The organism is Pseudomonas sp. NBRC 111123, assembly GCF_001320205.1.
Classification (GTDB): domain Bacteria; phylum Pseudomonadota; class Gammaproteobacteria; order Pseudomonadales; family Pseudomonadaceae; genus Aquipseudomonas; species Aquipseudomonas putida_J.
The window spans coordinates 58,773-73,943 of record NZ_BCAZ01000019.1; the positions used below are offsets into that span (position 1 = coordinate 58,773).

The 15,171-nt window shown below is 63.0% G+C and carries 17 protein-coding genes; 7 read left to right on the forward strand and 10 right to left on the reverse strand.

The window, feature by feature from the left end:
* Positions 1-304 precede the first annotated feature (304 nt).
* A complete protein-coding gene (locus tag APH27_RS12185; RefSeq protein WP_027918443.1) occupies positions 305-1,180 on the forward strand; it encodes a WYL domain-containing protein in 876 nt (291 codons plus the stop codon).
* Between the two features lie 18 nt (positions 1,181-1,198).
* On the opposite strand, the gene APH27_RS12190 is transcribed toward APH27_RS12185, so the two are convergent.
* Positions 1,199-2,218, reverse strand: coding sequence for a Glu/Leu/Phe/Val dehydrogenase dimerization domain-containing protein (locus APH27_RS12190; protein WP_027918442.1), 1,020 nt, complete (start codon positions 2,216-2,218; stop codon positions 1,199-1,201).
* Between the two features lie 124 nt (positions 2,219-2,342).
* Here APH27_RS12190 and APH27_RS12195 point away from each other — a divergent pair, with 124 nt between their 5' ends.
* Complete coding sequence (locus APH27_RS12195) at positions 2,343-3,149, forward strand: SirB1 family protein (protein WP_060484922.1); 807 nt, start codon at positions 2,343-2,345, stop codon at positions 3,147-3,149.
* Here APH27_RS12195 and maiA read toward each other — a convergent pair.
* The 3 genes from maiA to hmgA are packed head-to-tail and all read right to left on the reverse strand — an operon-like array spanning position 3,143 to position 6,384.
* Positions 3,143-3,775: a maleylacetoacetate isomerase gene (maiA, locus tag APH27_RS12200; RefSeq protein ID WP_027918440.1), complete on the reverse strand. Its 633-nt coding sequence runs from the start codon at positions 3,773-3,775 to the stop codon at positions 3,143-3,145. The two genes, APH27_RS12195 and maiA, sit on opposite strands and share 7 nt — an antisense overlap.
* 11 nt (positions 3,776-3,786) lie before the next feature.
* Complete coding sequence (gene fahA, locus APH27_RS12205) at positions 3,787-5,079, reverse strand: fumarylacetoacetase (protein ID WP_060484923.1); 1,293 nt, start codon at positions 5,077-5,079, stop codon at positions 3,787-3,789.
* Between the two features lie 3 nt (positions 5,080-5,082).
* Positions 5,083-6,384 carry a homogentisate 1,2-dioxygenase gene (hmgA, locus tag APH27_RS12210; RefSeq protein ID WP_060484924.1) on the reverse strand — a complete coding sequence of 434 codons (1,302 nt, stop codon included), beginning with the start codon at positions 6,382-6,384 and terminating at the stop codon, positions 5,083-5,085.
* Positions 6,385-6,497: 113 nt separating this feature from the next.
* On the opposite strand from hmgA, the gene APH27_RS12215 reads away from it, so the two are divergent.
* Positions 6,498-7,280, forward strand: a complete 783-nt coding sequence (locus APH27_RS12215; RefSeq protein ID WP_060484925.1) for an IclR family transcriptional regulator — start codon at positions 6,498-6,500, stop codon at positions 7,278-7,280.
* Between the two features lie 209 nt (positions 7,281-7,489).
* Here the strand turns inward: APH27_RS12215 and APH27_RS12220 are convergent, their stop codons facing one another.
* The 4 genes from APH27_RS12220 to APH27_RS12235 all read right to left on the reverse strand — a co-directional run bounded on the left by APH27_RS12220 (position 7,490) and on the right by APH27_RS12235 (position 10,652).
* On the reverse strand, positions 7,490-8,392 hold the full coding sequence (locus APH27_RS12220; RefSeq protein WP_060484926.1) for an SDR family oxidoreductase: 903 nt from the start codon (positions 8,390-8,392) through the stop codon (positions 7,490-7,492).
* 115 nt (positions 8,393-8,507) lie between these two features.
* On the reverse strand, positions 8,508-9,413 hold the full coding sequence (locus APH27_RS12225) for an alpha/beta fold hydrolase (RefSeq protein ID WP_060484927.1): 906 nt from the start codon (positions 9,411-9,413) through the stop codon (positions 8,508-8,510).
* 176 nt (positions 9,414-9,589) lie between these two features.
* Positions 9,590-10,276 (reverse strand): LrgB family protein, encoded by a 687-nt coding sequence (locus APH27_RS12230; RefSeq protein ID WP_027918434.1) that lies wholly within the window; start codon positions 10,274-10,276, stop codon positions 9,590-9,592.
* On the reverse strand, positions 10,266-10,652 hold the full coding sequence (locus tag APH27_RS12235) for a CidA/LrgA family protein (protein ID WP_027918433.1): 387 nt from the start codon (positions 10,650-10,652) through the stop codon (positions 10,266-10,268). Before APH27_RS12235 ends, APH27_RS12230 begins: the two co-directional genes overlap by 11 nt.
* A gap of 97 nt (positions 10,653-10,749) precedes the next feature.
* Here APH27_RS12235 and APH27_RS12240 point away from each other — a divergent pair, with 97 nt between their 5' ends.
* Positions 10,750-11,628 carry a LysR family transcriptional regulator gene (locus tag APH27_RS12240; RefSeq protein WP_060484928.1) on the forward strand — a complete coding sequence of 293 codons (879 nt, stop codon included), beginning with the start codon at positions 10,750-10,752 and terminating at the stop codon, positions 11,626-11,628.
* A gap of 123 nt (positions 11,629-11,751) precedes the next feature.
* On the opposite strand, the gene APH27_RS12245 is transcribed toward APH27_RS12240, so the two are convergent.
* Positions 11,752-12,207, reverse strand: a complete 456-nt coding sequence (locus tag APH27_RS12245; protein WP_060484929.1) for a flavodoxin — start codon at positions 12,205-12,207, stop codon at positions 11,752-11,754.
* Positions 12,208-12,311: 104 nt separating this feature from the next.
* Between APH27_RS12245 and APH27_RS12250 the strand changes: the two genes are divergently transcribed.
* A complete protein-coding gene (locus APH27_RS12250) occupies positions 12,312-12,740 on the forward strand; it encodes a PAS domain S-box protein (protein WP_060484930.1) in 429 nt (142 codons plus the stop codon).
* A 60-nt stretch (positions 12,741-12,800) separates the two neighbouring features.
* Entirely contained in the window at positions 12,801-13,421 is a 621-nt protein-coding gene (locus APH27_RS12255) for a hypothetical protein (protein WP_027918429.1), read from the forward strand.
* On the opposite strand, the gene APH27_RS12260 is transcribed toward APH27_RS12255, so the two are convergent.
* Complete coding sequence (locus tag APH27_RS12260; RefSeq protein ID WP_082435100.1) at positions 13,406-14,338, reverse strand: MerR family transcriptional regulator; 933 nt, start codon at positions 14,336-14,338, stop codon at positions 13,406-13,408. The two genes, APH27_RS12255 and APH27_RS12260, sit on opposite strands and share 16 nt — an antisense overlap.
* A gap of 213 nt (positions 14,339-14,551) precedes the next feature.
* Here APH27_RS12260 and APH27_RS12265 point away from each other — a divergent pair, with 213 nt between their 5' ends.
* A complete protein-coding gene (locus APH27_RS12265; RefSeq protein ID WP_060484932.1) occupies positions 14,552-15,112 on the forward strand; it encodes a hypothetical protein in 561 nt (186 codons plus the stop codon).
* The last annotated feature ends 59 nt before the right edge of the window (positions 15,113-15,171 follow it).

A 15,171-nucleotide genomic window follows, 5' to 3' on the forward strand; every position in this document is an offset into this window, starting at 1 on the left:
AATATATGTAGCGTTTAACGACAGATCTAGAATGTAGACTTATACAGGTAAACTACTCATGCACATTGGAAAGCTTGAATGAAGCGGTTCTCAGCCGGGGACACGCACCTTAACTAGCTTTTTGATATCACCTTTAAATGGCATCGCCCCAACAGCAAAGGTGCTTAATGGCTAAATGTCTTGCACGGACGGAAAAACTCGAAAAGTCAAGATCATGACAAGACCCTGAGATAGACATGACCTTAAACTTTACACATAATCAAAAATCAATATGCCACTCAGGCATTCTGTCTCAGGAGAGGTCATGAAACGCAAGCAAACTGTCGAGCAGGTACGCTGGGACCTGGCACTGCGCTACAAGCTGATCGAGACCGTCGCTTGGTGGGAAGGCCGCCTGACCACCGGCCATCTGATGCAGAGTTTCGGCATCAGCCGGCAGCAGGCCTCCAAGGACATCAATACCTACATCACCGAGCACGCGCCGAAAAACCTGGCGTATGACAAACAGCTCAAGGGTTATGTACCCAGCAAGCAGTTCAAGCCCAAGTTCATCGAAGACAGTGCAAGCGCTTACCTTCACCTGCTGTATCAGAACGGTGAACGCGCCCCGCACATTGACGGCCTGGCCCTGGCTTACGCTCACACCAAGGTACTGGAAGTGCCGGATCGGCCTATTCGGCCGGAGGTGCTGCGGCCCCTGCTCAAGGCCTGTCGTGAAGGCCTGCGCCTGGAAACCGAGTACGTTTCACTCAACACGCCCAACGTGGAAGTGCGCCTCATAGCGCCGCACACACTGGTCTACACCGGCATGCGCTGGCATGTGCGAGCGTACTGCGAAAAGAACGGCCAGTACCGCGACTTCGTGCTCAGCCGTTTGCGAGGGCAGCCGGACCTGCTGGATGAATCGCCGAACACCCAAGAACAGGACGAAGACTGGAATGCCGAGATTCCGGTGATCTTCGAGCCTGACGGGCGTTTGAACGAAGCACAGAAGGCGATCATCGAAGCCGACTTCGGCATGACCCAGGGTCAGCTGGTAGTACCGAGCCGCAGGGCTCTGGTGAAGTATGTACTGCAGCGTTATCAGATCGACCCGCGCAACGTGGCGACAAGCCCTGAAGCGCAACAGATCGTGGTAGCCAACCTCAAGGACCTGAGGCCGTGGCTGATGCATGATTGAAGCAATCAGCGCCCGGCCTCAACCGTAAAGCAAGCGTTCGGCCAGCATCTGCGCCACCCTGGCCGGCGAGCGCTTCTCCGCCTGGGCATGGCCGAACACCTCGGTCAGCCGCGTCGGTATCCGCGCCAGGTGCGCGGTGATGGTGCCCAGGTCGCCGCCCCGATGCTTGAGCGCCACGTAGATCAGGCCACCGGCATTGATCACATAGTCGGGGGCATACAGGATGCCGCGTGTCTCCAGCTGGTCGGCCACCTGCAGCGTGGTCAGCTGATTGTTCGCCGCCCCTGCCACCGCCGCGCATCGCAGCTGCATCACCGTCTGGCCATTGAGCACCGGCCCTACGCCACAGGGCGCGAAGATGTCACAGGGGGTGCTGATCAGGGCGTCATTGGTCACCGGGTGAGCGCCGAACTGTTCCACCGCAAGGCGTACCCGCCCTGGGTCCAGATCGCTGACCAGCAACTCCGCGCCCGCCGCATGCAGCTGCTCGGCCAGGGCATAGCCGACATTGCCGAGCCCCTGCACGGCCACGCGCAGGCCTTCGAGGTTACTGCTGCCCAGCCGAGCCTGCGAGGTGGCGCGGATGCCAGCGAATACGCCCATGGCGGCGTGTGGCGATGGGTCGCCAGACGCCGTGGTACTGGTGACATGCGGTGTGCTCTGGGCGATGCAGTCCATGTCCAGGGTCGAGGTGCCGCTGTCTACCGCAATGATGAAGCGCCCTTGCAGGGTATCGATGAAGCGGCCGAACGCCTCAAACAATGCCGCACGGTTTTCCACGTGGGGGTTGCGCATGATGACCGCCTTACCGCCCCCCAACGACAACCCCGCCAGCGCCGCCTTGTAGCTCATGCCCTGGGCCAGGCGAATGGCGTCGGTCATGGCGCTCTCGTCATCGGCATAGGGCAGATAGCGACAACCGCCCACCGCAGGGCCCAGTTTCTCACTGTGAATCGCCACCACGGCCTTGAGGCCGGTGGGCGGGTCAATGAACAGGTGCAGCGACTGGGTACGGGTGCTTTGCATCAGCGCGAACATCGACGGGCTCCCCAACGAGGTGCTCCTACCAGTATAGGCACGCGCCAGAGACCGGCACGGCGGGCGGACCACTGGACGAATCGACGCGCCCCAGCTAATACTCAAGCGTGTGTGGAGAACCCCCATGAAGCCACGTCAAGCCTGCCTGGCCTGCCTGGAACGCGAGCCAGTCGCCCTGCTGGAAGCTGCGCTATGGATCGCCGCCGAGCATGATCGACTGGTCGAGCCCGCGGCCTGCCTTGGCGCACTGCACAACCTGCAAGGGCAGATCAGTGCCAGCCTGCCGATGCTGCCGTTGTCCGAACTGGCCCAGCCGTTGCTGCGCCAGCTCAATGCACTCGGTTTCCAACAGGACGCATACCACCCGCTTCGCCCGCAAGCGGCACTGCTGGACAAGGTACTGCAGCGCCGACGTGGCCAGCCTCTGGCACTGGCAATCATTACCCTGGAACTGGCCTCGCGCTTGTCCATACCACTGGAAGGCGTGGCATTCCCTGGGCACTTCCTGCTGCGCGTGCCGGGTGCCGACCACCTGCTCGACCCCTGTGGCGGCCGGCGCCTGTACCCCAATGATTGCCGCGAGCTGCTGGCACGCCAGTTCGGCCCGCATCTGCCGCTGACCGCCGAACATCTGCGCAGCGCCAGCGCCACGCAGATGCTGCAGCGCCTTTCGCGCAACCTGCGCCAGTTGCACATCAGCAACGACAATCACCTGGCCGCGCTGATCGACGCGGAACGGGTCATGCAACTGGGCCCGGTGCAGGTCAGCGACTACATGACCCGCGCGACGCTGTACCAACACCTGGACTGCCCCCAGGCCGAACGTTTCGACCTGGAGCATGCCTTGCTGTTGACCGACGACCCGGTCCAGCGCCTGAAGCTGTCCGAACGCATCGGCAAGCTACCGACGGTCAACCGTTCGATTCACTGAGCCGGCGTGTCCACCTGGCAGGACGGATGCGCCTTGGCGAACGCCGGATGCTGTTTGGCCAGCTCAGCCACCCGGGCTATTCGCGGATAACCGCCAAGGTCGATGTTGAAGCGCTCGGCCGCATACAGCTGCGGAATCAGGTAGACATCCGCCAGCCCCGGCTCATCGCCAAAGCAATACCCGTGATCGCCAATCAACTGCTCCACGGCGGCCAGCCCTTGACCGATCCAGTGCGCGATCCACTGATTGACCTGCGCCTCGTCATGGCCCAGCTGGCGCAGCTGGTTGAGCACGCTGACATTGTGCAGCGGGTGCACATCGCAACCGATGATCGCTGCCACGCCACGCACCTTGGCGCGCATGGCCGCCCCCGCCGGCAACAGTGCCGGCTGTGGATGAACCTCTTCCAGGTACTCGATGATCGCCGGCGACTGCACCAGCAGTTCACCGTCATCGGTGCGCAATGCCGGCACCCGCCCTTGCGGATTCACCGCGACATAGGCGCTACCGCGCTGGTCGCCCTTGAGCAGGTTGACCGGCACGGCCTGGTAGCCCAGGCCCTTCAGCGCCAGGGCGATGCGCACCCGGTAGGAGGACGTGGAACGGTAATAGGTATACAGCTCCATGGCCGCTTCCCTCAGTTGGCTGCGATGATCTTGCCGCGGCATTCGCCGAAGCCGATGCTGGCCACGCCATCACGCTGGCAACGGGCGCGCAGGATGATCTCGTCACCGTCCTCCAGGAACTTGCGCACCTCACCACTGGCCAGTTCCACCGGTTGTTTGCCACCCACGGTGATTTCCAGCAGGCTGCCATACGAGTCTGCCGTGGCACCGGACAGAGTGCCGGAACCAAACAGGTCGCCGGGCTGCAACTGGCAGCCGTTGACGCTGTGGTGAGCGATCAGCTGGGCCACGGTCCAGTACATGTTCAAGGTATTGCTCAATGCCAGACGATGAGCCGGCAGGCCCTGCTCGCGCATGCGCTCGGTGAGCAGCAGTACTTCCAGTTCGATGTCGAAAGCGCCATTTGCCTGATCACGCGGATCGAGCAGATAAGGCAGCGGCTGCGGGTCGCCATCCAGCCGGGCCGGTTGGGCGCAGCGGAAGGGCTCCAGCGCTTCGGCGGTGACTACCCAGGGCGAAATGGAAGTGACGAAGCTCTTCGACAGGAACGGGCCCAGTGGCTGGTATTCCCAGGCCTGGATATCCCGTGCCGACCAGTCGTTGAGCAAGCACAGGCCGGCCAGATGCTGGTCGGCCTCGGCAATCGGGATAGCCTGCCCCATGTCGTTGCCCTGGCCGATCCAGATGCCCAGCTCCAGCTCGTAGTCAAGGCGTGCGCAGGGGCCGAAGCTCGGCTCGGTGTGGCCGGCCGGCAGGGTCTGGCCTTTCGGGCGACGGACTTCAGTACCGGAAGGGCGCAAGGTCGAAGCGCGGCCGTGGTAGCCGATCGGCACGTACTTGTAGTTGGGCAGCAGCGGGTTGTCGGGGCGGAACAGCTTGCCGACGTTGGTGGCGTGCTGAATGCCGACATAGAAGTCGGTGTAGTCACCGACCTTGGCCGGCAGGTGCAGCTGGCACTCGCTGGCCGGATACAGCGCAGCCTTGAGTGCGGCCTGATGTTCGCTGTGTTCGCCCAACAGCACCAGCAGACGCTCACGCAGCGCCACCCGGGCAGCACGGCCCAGTGCGAAGAAGGCGTTCAGCGCACCGCCACCGGTGGCCTCCACCGCAGCCTTGGCCTGGCCAGCGAAAAGGCCGGCGGCCAGCACGGCTTCCAGGTCAAGGATGGCATCGCCAATGGCGACACCACAGCGCTGCGCTTCACCCGGGCGGCTGAAGATGCCCAGCGGCAGGTTCTGCAGTGGGAAGTCGCGGTGCCCGTTGGCGTGCTCGACCCAGCTACGGGCAATGGCGGTCTGGTTCATGGGTTATCTCCGGTTCGGGTTGAAGGTGCTCGGCAAGGTGGCCCAGCAACTGTCGTAGTCGGCCTGCAATTGCGGGCTGTCGAGTGCCTGCAGGCTCGGGCGCAGCACCTGGCTGGTCTCGAACATGAAAGCCATGGTGTTGTCGATCTTGTGCGGTGCCAGCTCGGCGGCGATGGCCTTCTCGCAGGTTTCTGCATCCGGCCCGTGGGCGCTCATCACGCCGTGCAGCGAGGCACCGCCCGGCAGGAAGCCTTCGGCCTTGGCATCGTAGGCCCCGCTGATCAGGCCCATGAACTCGTTCATAAGGTTGCGGTGGAACCAAGGTGGACGGAAGGTGTTTTCGGCCACCATCCAGCGCGGCGGGAAGATCACGAAATCCATGTTGGCCATGCCGTGTACGCTGGTCGGCGACGTCAGCACGGTGAAGATCGACGGATCCGGGTGGTCGAAGCTGACCGTGCCGATCGTGTTGAAGCGACGCAGGTCGTACTTGTAGGGCACGTTGCTGCCGTGCCAGGCGACCACGTCCAGCGGTGAGTGCTGCAGCTCGCAGGCCCAGTGTTCACCGAGGAACTTCTGCACCAGCTGCACCGGGCCCTCGACTTCTTCGTAGCGTGCCACCGGGGTGAGGAAGTCACGCGGGTTGGCCAGGCCATTGCTGCCGATCGGCCCCAGGTCAGGCAGGCGCAGCGGCGCGCCGTGGTTTTCGGCGATGTAGCCGCGGGCCTGGCCATCGAGCAGCTCGACGCGGAACTTCATGCCACGCGGGATCACGGCGATTTCCAGTGGCTCGACGTCCATCACGCCCAGTTCGCTGGCGATGCGCAGGCGACCCTGCTCCGGCACCAGCAGCAGCTCACCGTCCGCATTGAAGAACACCCGCTCCATGGACCGGTTGGCGCGGTAGATGTAGATGCTTGTCCCGGCTGGCTTTTCAGCGGCCGAGTTGGCCACCATCGGCAGCCAACCTTCGATGAAATCGGTTGGCTCAGCGGGGATCGGCTGTGGGTTCCAGCGCAAGCGGTTGGGTGTGCTTGCGCCCAGCGGGCCGCTCAATGGTTGACGCTGCAGGCGCTCGAAGCGCGGGTGCAGGGCCGAAGGTCGGATGCGGTACAGCCAGGTACGGCGCAGCTCGCTGCGGGCCATGGTGAACGCCGTTCCCGACAGCAGTTCGGCATACAGGCCATAGGGGGCTTTCTGTGGAGAGTTCTGCCCGACCGGCAGGGCGCCAGGCAGGGCTTCGCTAGCGAATTCGTTACCGAAACCGCTCAGATAATGAAGATCGGCGGACGTGTCGCGATGCATCGATGCCTCCGGATTTTGTTTTTATCGTAATCTGATTACGAATAACGTAATTTGCTCCATGCCAAGCGTCAAGCTATAAAGGCGCGACGCGAAAACTCGGAATATTCCTATCCATGTCCAAAGCCAGCTCACCCGCCGACAACGGCAAGCAGAAAGTCCGTTCGGCGGAGGTCGGCACCGACATCCTCAAGGCCCTCGCCGAACTGTCACCGTCCACCTCGCTGTCGCGCCTGGCCGAACACGTGCAGATGCCGGCGAGCAAGGTGCACCGCTATCTGCAGGCGTTGATCGCCAGCGGTTTTGCCGAACAGGATGCCGCCACCAACCACTACGGGCTGGGGCGCGAGGCGTTGCGCGTGGGGCTGGCGGCACTGGGCAGCATCGATGTGCTGAAGGTGGCGGCGCTGCCGCTGTCGCAACTTCGCGATGACCTCAACGAGAGTTGCTTCATCGCGGTATGGGGCAACCAGGGCGCCACCGTGGTGAGCATCGAGCCCGCCGTGCGAGCGGTCACGGTGGTGACCCAAATCGGCTCGGTACTGCCGCTGCTCAGCTCTTCCACCGGCCTGGTGTTTGCAGCCCATCTGCCCGAGAGAGAGACCGTGGAGTTGCGCGACCGCGAGCTGGCGGTCTTGCAGCAGAGCGCCAGCGCCTACGAAGGCTTGCTGGCAGGGATCCGCGAACAAGGCCTGCACCATGTGCACGGCCTGTTGATGCCGGGCGTCGATGCGTTGTCTGCACCCGTGTTCAACGCCATGGGGCAGATCGCGGCGGTGATGACCGTGGTCGGCCCGACCTCTATCTTCCACGCCGACGAACACGGCCCGGCAGCACAGCGCCTGCTGGCTGCGTCGCGCGAGACCAGTTGGCGCATGGGTTACTCACCAGCGCCTTGAAGTGGCCAGCCGGGACTGTTGCCCGAAACGTAAAGGTGAATGTCATAAGCGGCTATTTTTCCTACCGGATCAAGCGCTTATTCTTACCTCACTGGCCGGCATGAAGGGCTCTACCCCCCGCCTTTCAGGCCCGCGAGGTTCACCGACGTTGATTTTGAAGCTCCTTGATCTAACGTCTCGATTGGCCGCTGCGTTTGCAGCGGCCTTTTTTATTTCTGCAGGTTGGCCATCATCTGCTGCAGTGCCTGAAAGGTGTCCCGCGGGTGCACTGCCCCTGCAAAATCACCAATCTGCGCCCAGCGTTGCGCGACCTGCTCCGGGGTGAACCCTTGGTCTGGGTCGAAGCCGACACCTAGGCTACGCTCCCAGCGCACCTTGCCCACCCAGCCACCGCCCACCTCGAACAATTCGCCGCTGTCCTGGCACTGTTCGCTGCCCAGGTACACCACCAACGGGCTGATCAATTCCGGCCTGAGCCGCTCGAACACCTGCGGTGGTATCAGCCCCTCGGTCATGCGCGTGCCGCCGGTTGGCGCGATGGCGTTGACCAGCACACCGTGCTTGCGCCCTTCGATGGCCAGAGTGCGGGTCAAGCCATACAGCCCCAGCTTGGCCATGCCATAGTTGGCCTGGCCGAAGTTACCGTATATACCCGAGGTCGATGCGGTGAAGATCACCCGCCCCCAGTTCTGCTCGCGCAGGTGTGGCCAGGCAGCCCGGGTGACTTTGTAGGCACCTTCGACATGAACCTTGTAGACCTGCTCCCAATCACTGTCGTCCATCTTGTGGAAGGCCCTGTCGCGCAGGATGCCGGCGTTGTTCACCAGCACATCGACCCTGCCGAAACTGTCCAGCGCCTGCTCGACGATGCGCGCACCGTCGCCCACCGAATCGTGGTTGGCCACAGCTGTGCCACCGGCGGCGCGGATTTCCGTCACGACTTTGTCGGCAGCGCAAGCATTGGCACCCTCACCGTGCGTCGAGCCGCCAAGGTCGTTGACCACGACCTTGGCGCCACGTGCGGCGAACAGCAGTGCATGGGCACGGCCCAGGCCGCCACCCGCTCCGGTGACAATCACTACACGGTCTTGCAGGCTTACCGGCTCGCTCATGGGCATGGCTCCAGCTCAGGTTGAATGCATCGAGTGTCCGCCAGCCCTGGCAGGCGGGCAATCAAGCGCACCCCGGCTGAATGCCAGGCGATAACGGCGGGCGATGATCGCTGGGTCAGGACCAGGCGACGCTCCGCAGGGGGTAGCTCAGCAGCTGTTCGCGAAATGCCAGGTAGTGGCGCAGTACCTGCACGGGCGCTTCGGTGTGAGGGTAATGGCCAATACCCTGCAACTGAACGATGTCAGGGTTTGGTACCAGCTGTTGGTAACGCTCGACCATGCGCGCACCAGAAACCGGGTCGACCACGCCGTTGATGAAACGCAGTGCCACACCTTCGCGTTGCAATGCACCTACCCAGCGCTCGCGATGCACCCTGCGCTCCGGCAGGTAGCCCACCAGCTTGTGCAGGATACGTGTGCCGGAATTGGCGGCGATCAGGCTCCAGCAGTCATCCAGTGCACTTTCGCTGGGATGGGTGCACGGGCCGTAGATCTGCGTGACGTTGCGCACCAGGTCATCGCGCCCGAAGGATCGCCCCACCAGCCAGCCGAGGCGGCTGAGCAGCAGTTTCTGGACCAGCAGCACCTGGCAGCTTTCAGGGAACAGCCCGCTGTTGAGGAACACGCAACTGGCAACCTCCGCACGCTGTTCGTGGTGCCGCGACAACAATTCCTGAGCCACGCTGCCCCCGTAGTCATGCGCCAACAGGTGCACCGGCTGCTCGACCTGCAGATGCGCCAGCAGCGCCTGCTGCAGGTCCGCTTGCTCCATCAGGCTGTAGCGGTGGTTGAGCGGCTTGGCGGAGTCGCCGAAACCGAGCATGTCGCAGGCGATCACCCGAAAGCGCTGGGCCAGTGGTGCCCACAGGTAGTGCCAGTCCCAGCTCGCGGTGGGAAATCCATGCAACAGAAGCAGGGGCTCTCCTTGCCCTGCGGTCCAGTAGCGGATGCTCTGGCCCCGGAATGAAAAACTCTGCCCCCGGGTACGCCAGACGCGCAATGGAATCTCGGCCATAGGCATCAGATTTGTCCCGGTGCAAGGGTGTTGACGGAATAGGGCAAGGCTGCGGTCATTGCATGTCACCTCGGCACATACATGTGCTCTCTATGTCGAGGATGAGTGTAATCAGCAGCCCGCCAGGTGAAACTTGCGTTGCCAGCCAGCTTGATGACCGAGCGAGTCAGAGGCACGAATGGTCACAGCAGCATCACCAGCAACGGTGCGGCAAACAGGTTGAGCAGCCCGGTGAGCACCATGACCAGGCCGGCCACCGAACCCTCTTCACGGCCCACTTCCTGGGCTCGGCTTACCCCGGCACCATGCGCGCCAACCCCGAACAGTGCGCCCCGCGCCAAGGGGGTACGCAGCGGCAGCCAGCGCAGCAGCACACCACCAAACATGGCCCCCAGCACCCCGGTGAACATCACGAACACTGCCGTAAGCTCCGGCACGCCGCCCAGGTCATGGGCCAGCGGCATTGCGAAGGGCGTGGTGATCGAGCGCGGCACCAGCGACAGACTGATGGCATCGTCCAGCGCCAGCAGGTGCGCCAGGCTCCAGGAGCTGGCAATCGACGCTGCACTGCCCGCCACCATACCCACTAGTAGAGCCGGCCAATGCCGTGCCAGCATCGCCCGTTGTTGCCAGATCGGCACGGCGAAGGCCACAGTCACCGGGCCCAGCACGCTCATCAGCCAATGGGTGTTGCGCGAGTACTCGGCGTAGGCCGTGTGCAGCGGCACGGCCACTGCCAACAGCAAGGCTGGGACAAGAATCAGTGGCGACATCAGGTAACGCCCGGTGCGCCGATACAACCAGCGGCTGGCCAGGTAGGCCGCCAAGGTCAGCGCCAGCCAGAACAGCGGCATGGGTTCAAGGCTCATGGCGCAGCCTCCAGCGGCAGACCAGCTCCACGGTCACGGCGGTCACCACCATGACCATCAAGGTGCTCACTGCGATTACCAGCAAGATGCGCCAGCCTTCGCTGCGCACCAGGCTGCCGTAATCGAGCAGGCTCATCAGTGCCGGGATGAAGAACAGCAGCATTTCCGCCATCAGCCAGCCAGCGCCCAGTTGCAAGGTTGCGGGCTTGAGTACACCGCAGGCGAACAGCAGCAACAGCAGGCCCAGGCCCATCACCCCGCCGGGGATCGGCCAGCCCAGCCAAACGGCCAGTTGGCCGCCAGACAGGAACAAGGCAAGCAGGACTGCCAGTTCGGCGAACAGGCGCAGGGGCTTTTTCAGTAATGCGGGTTTCATGGGGGGAGTCCTCGACAGGCCCTCATTTTAAGATTCGGCTGCCTAGGCCAAAAGCGAATTGTTAGACTTGCAGCCATTCCACAATGGAATCGTCACCATGGAATTCAAACAGCTGCGCAGCTTCATCGAAGTGGTCCACCGCGGCGGCTTTACCCAAGCCGCGCAGACCCTGCATATCAGCCAGTCCGCCGTGAGCAAGCAGGTCGCCCAACTGGAGCAAGATGTGGGCCAGCCGCTGCTCGAGCGCCAGGCCTCGCAGCTGCACCTGACCGCGGCCGGGCGCATCGTGCTGGAGCGCGGCCAGGCGCTGTTGCGCCAACGCCAGGAATTGCTGAGCGAGCTCGACGACCTCAGCCACATGGCCCGCGGCGAGCTGCGCCTGGGCTTGCCCATGCTCGGCAGCGATACCTTGTTCGCCACGTTGTTCGCCGAATACCGCAGGCGTCATCCGAACATTGATATTCAGCTGCTTGAGGGCGGCAGCCGAACTGTCGAGCAGGCGGTCAGAAGCGGCGAGCTGGAGCTGGGCGGCAGCCTCACTCCAAGCGACCCGGCGTTCGAGTATCAGCCGTTCTGCAATGAGCCGCTGGATGCCCTGCTGCCCGCCGGGCATGCGCTGGCTAACCTGGACCAGGTCAACCTGAAGCAACTGGCGGATACACCCTTCCTGCTGTACCAACGCAGCTTCGTGCTCAACGACCGCTTGCTCAAGGCTTGCCAGCAGCAGGGCTTTACCCCGAAAGAAGGTGGCCGCAGTGGCCAGGCGGACTTCCTGGTGGCGCTGGTCGCAGCCGGCCAGGGCGTGGTGTTGCTGCCCCGTGTGGTGGCAAAAGCGCTGGAGCGCCCTGGGGTGGTGCGACTACCGCTGAAGGCACCGGCGTATCTACGCTGGGATATTGCCTTCATCTGGCGGCGCGGAGCCTACCTGTCGCGAGCCGCGCAGGCCTGGCTCGAATTGCTGCGGGAGATGAATTGACCTGTAGCGGCCTCTTCGCGGGCAAGCCCGCCCCCACAGGCACATCACTGACTGAAGGGTGGTGATAGACCTGTGGGTGTGGCCTTGCCCGCGAAGAGGCCGGTACACGCCAAAGGAATAGCCTCAGGCTTTCAGTGCTTGAGCGAGCTCCGCCAACCACGGTTCGGCATCAGCCTCCGGGGTCACTGTTTCGCTGGCATCGAGCTTCAGCATTGGCAGCACTTCCCGCACGCCCAGCTCTGCAAACAGTTCGCGCATCTGCTCGCCACCGCCGCAATAGGTATCGCCATAGCTCGAATCCCCCAGTGCGATCACCGCACCCGGCAACCCACGCCAGGCCGCTGGCAGGGTGTCGCGAATGCTGCTGTACAGCGGCATCAGGTTATCCGGCAGCTCACCCATACCAGTGGTAGAAGTCACCGCAAGCAAGGCTTCTGGAGCAAAACCTTCCAGATCCTGCTGGGTAGCACGGGCGGCGTGCCAGGCTTCAAAACCAGCAGCCTTGAGCAACGACTCGGCATGGCGGGCGACTTCTTCGGCGGTGCCGTACACCGAGCCGGAAATAATGGCGACTTTCATCGGGAAGAGGATTCCGAAACTGAGTGAAAACGTAGGATACTAGCATTCAGCGCTGGCAAAAGGCCGCCTCTACCAAAGTCCCCTTCCTTACCCATGGTCCGGACATGATCAACGCCCAGCTGTTGCAATCAATGGTCGACGCATCCAACGACGGGATCGTGGTCGCCGAACAGGAAGGCGACGACACCATCCTGATCTACGTGAATGCGGCCTTCGAACGCCTGACCGGCTTCAGCCGCGATGAAATCCTCTATCAGGATTGCCGCTTCCTGCAGGCCGATGATCGCGATCAGCTTGGCCGGGCACGCATTCGCAAGGCCCTGTCCGAAGGCCGCCCGTGCCGCGAAGTGCTGCGCAACTACCGCAAGGATGGCAGCACGTTCTGGAACGAACTTTCGATCACACCGGTGAAGCACGATGCCGATCAGCGCAGCTACTTCATCGGTATCCAGAAAGATGTCACCCGCCAGGTCGAACTGGAGCGCGAGCTGGCAGAAATGCACGCTCGTCGGAATTTCGACGAACGCACCTGAACCAAGCGCCTTGAGCACGGTCAATTTCCGTTGAAGAAATCGTCATCACCGAGTTCGATCATGCAAGCAGAAGCGCTCCTGACTCAGGACGAGCTGGATTTCATCCAGGACATGCAGCATTCCCCGCAACTGAACCTGGCCGACCCCATGTCGAGCCTGCTGGTCAATGGCGACCGCCATATCCAGTCGCTGCTTGCCCGCCTGGTGGCCAATGAGCAGGTAACGCTGCAGGCACAGTTCAACAACCAGCAGATCAGCTTCCCGCTGCAGCTTGTGGAAGACGAGTTCCACGCTGTGCACCTGCAGATCGGCTCACCGGAAATCTACGAAGACGACGGCCCGATGCTGCGCCCTTGGCGTTTGTCGATGGAGCAGCCCAGCGCACTGCTGGACGCCCAGGGCAAGGCCAGCGGCTTGCTGGTCAGGGATATTTCGTTCAAGGGCGCGTTGCTCGAAGTGCGTGGCCTGGCCAAGGCCCCTTCACGCTTCGACCTGCACTTCGCTCCGGACGGCATCAGCCCTATCGGCCTGCACGGTCGGCTACGTCGGCGTATTGGCCCGGACCTGGCCGCCTACGACCTGAGCCGCAGCCCCACAGGCGAAATCGACCGGCTGCGTGAGTACATCCTCCAGGCCCATCGCCAGGCACACCCAGAGCTGCACGATCAGGTATCGAGCTGACCGGCAAAGTACTGGCGCAAGCGCCGCCGCATCCGCTCAATCTCTGCACCAAGGCATGCCACCGGGCTACCCGCCAGTCCATCCTGGGCACCCTCAGCCGCTTCGCCGGCCAACAGCAATGGGCACTGCAGCCCTGTCGCCAGGCGCATCAGGCGTTTGCCCAGCCCATCACTCAGTGGGTGATTGGAAAACAGCACCATCGCATCCGGCCGGAGCCGCTCGCACACCAGCGGCAACTCATCCAGCACCTGCCCCGGCATGAGCAACTGCACGCCAACCTCATCGCTGGCCAGCAGTAAGCCAGTCACCAGTAGGTCCAGTTCCAGGCATGGTCCGGGCAGTGGCGCCAGCAATACGGTGTGGCTACGTGGCACACGAGCGAGTTGCAAGCGCGTGAACACCCGGCCACGCAGGAACTGGTCGAGGAACAGCCACTCACTGGCCAGGCCAAACGCCCCCTGCCCTGCTGCCAAGTCATGCCAGACGGGCATGAACACTTCAGTGAATACCAGGTCCAGGTTGAGTGCCGCAAACACCTGGTCGAACAGGCTATCCAGGGCCACGGCATCGAAGCGATGCACCGCCTCGCGCACCTGGGCTTGCCAGCCTGCCGTGCAATCAGCCAAAACCACACCGTGAGCAAGCTTCTGGCCGCGGGCCAGGATGCTGCCAACCTTGCTCACTGCGACGCCTCGCTCAAGCCAACCGAGAATGCGCCGGATATCGTCGATGTCTGCCTGGGAATACAGCCGGTGACCGCTGTCGGTGCGCGTGGGCTGGATCAGCCCGTAGCGGCGTTCCCAGGCACGCAGGGTCACGGCGTTGACGCCTGTCACGCGGGAAACTTCACGAATCGGGAACAGGTCCTGCTCTTGCAGGCTTGCCTGGATGTCCGAACTAAGTCCTTGTTTGTTTATCTGCACTACGTTACCTGTGTGCGGAAGTTGAACGGGCATTCTACTACGGCACGCCAGGCCGCAAACCAGTTTGCGAACAACCGCTAATGCAGCGTTGCATCACGCTCATGCTTCGCGCCCGATTCTTGCATGCCATCTTGCGTTGCCCACCACCCCGGGCCACGCAGACAAGGGGGCAGGCTATCCGCCAGCCCCGTCGCAAGGAGATACACGATGTCTACCCCACCCGTCACCCTGATGGTGTCGCGCCGCGCCGCCCATGGCCGCTACCAGGACCTGCTGGCCTGGCTGCACGAGGGCGAACACCTGGCCACCGACTTCCCCGGCTATCTCGGCTCGGGCATCCTCGCCCCGCCCCGCGACCGCGACGAGTTCCAGATCATTTTCCGCTTCAGCGACGAGCCCACCTTGCATGCCTGGGAGCACTCCGCCTCGCGCCGGGCCTGGCTGGCTCGCGGAAACGGCCTGTTCGAACGCCCCAAAGAGAGGCGCGTCAGCGGTCTTGACGACTGGTTTGGCACCAATATGGTGCAAAAGCCACCACGTTGGAAACAGGCTGTGGCCATCTGGCTGGCCTTTTTTCCGGTCTCGCTGGTGTTCAATGTCTTGTTCGGGCATTGGCTCGGGGCGCTTGAGCTACTGCCCCGGGTGATGCTCAGCACGCTGGCCCTGACGCCCGTCATGGTCTACCTCTTCATCCCCCTGTCCACACGCCTGCTGGCCAACTGGCTGCACGCCACGCCATCCGCCAGCCCGGCACTGCGCAGCCGCTGAGGCGAGGTCATACAAGCGAGATCAGTTCGGGTATGCTGGGCGGCAACGACAGGACAGAC

Coding starts and splice junctions, on each gene's coding strand:
- APH27_RS12225 (WP_060484927.1), bottom strand. CDS start 9,413: ATGCCTATGGCCGAGATTCCATTGCGCGTCTGGCGTACCCGGGGGCAG.
- APH27_RS12220 (WP_060484926.1), bottom strand. CDS start 8,392: ATGAGCGAGCCGGTAAGCCTGCAAGACCGTGTAGTGATTGTCACCGGA.
- APH27_RS12240 (WP_060484928.1), top strand. CDS start 10,750: ATGGAATTCAAACAGCTGCGCAGCTTCATCGAAGTGGTCCACCGCGGC.
- APH27_RS12265 (WP_060484932.1), top strand. CDS start 14,552: ATGTCTACCCCACCCGTCACCCTGATGGTGTCGCGCCGCGCCGCCCAT.
- APH27_RS12195 (WP_060484922.1), top strand. CDS start 2,343: ATGAAGCCACGTCAAGCCTGCCTGGCCTGCCTGGAACGCGAGCCAGTC.
- APH27_RS12255 (WP_027918429.1), top strand. CDS start 12,801: ATGCAAGCAGAAGCGCTCCTGACTCAGGACGAGCTGGATTTCATCCAG.
- APH27_RS12250 (WP_060484930.1), top strand. CDS start 12,312: ATGATCAACGCCCAGCTGTTGCAATCAATGGTCGACGCATCCAACGAC.
- hmgA (WP_060484924.1), bottom strand. CDS start 6,384: ATGCATCGCGACACGTCCGCCGATCTTCATTATCTGAGCGGTTTCGGT.
- APH27_RS12245 (WP_060484929.1), bottom strand. CDS start 12,207: ATGAAAGTCGCCATTATTTCCGGCTCGGTGTACGGCACCGCCGAAGAA.
- APH27_RS12235 (WP_027918433.1), bottom strand. CDS start 10,652: ATGAAACCCGCATTACTGAAAAAGCCCCTGCGCCTGTTCGCCGAACTG.
- fahA (WP_060484923.1), bottom strand. CDS start 5,079: ATGAACCAGACCGCCATTGCCCGTAGCTGGGTCGAGCACGCCAACGGG.
- APH27_RS12215 (WP_060484925.1), top strand. CDS start 6,498: ATGTCCAAAGCCAGCTCACCCGCCGACAACGGCAAGCAGAAAGTCCGT.
- APH27_RS12185 (WP_027918443.1), top strand. CDS start 305: ATGAAACGCAAGCAAACTGTCGAGCAGGTACGCTGGGACCTGGCACTG.
- APH27_RS12230 (WP_027918434.1), bottom strand. CDS start 10,276: ATGAGCCTTGAACCCATGCCGCTGTTCTGGCTGGCGCTGACCTTGGCG.
- maiA (WP_027918440.1), bottom strand. CDS start 3,775: ATGGAGCTGTATACCTATTACCGTTCCACGTCCTCCTACCGGGTGCGC.
- APH27_RS12190 (WP_027918442.1), bottom strand. CDS start 2,218: ATGTTCGCGCTGATGCAAAGCACCCGTACCCAGTCGCTGCACCTGTTC.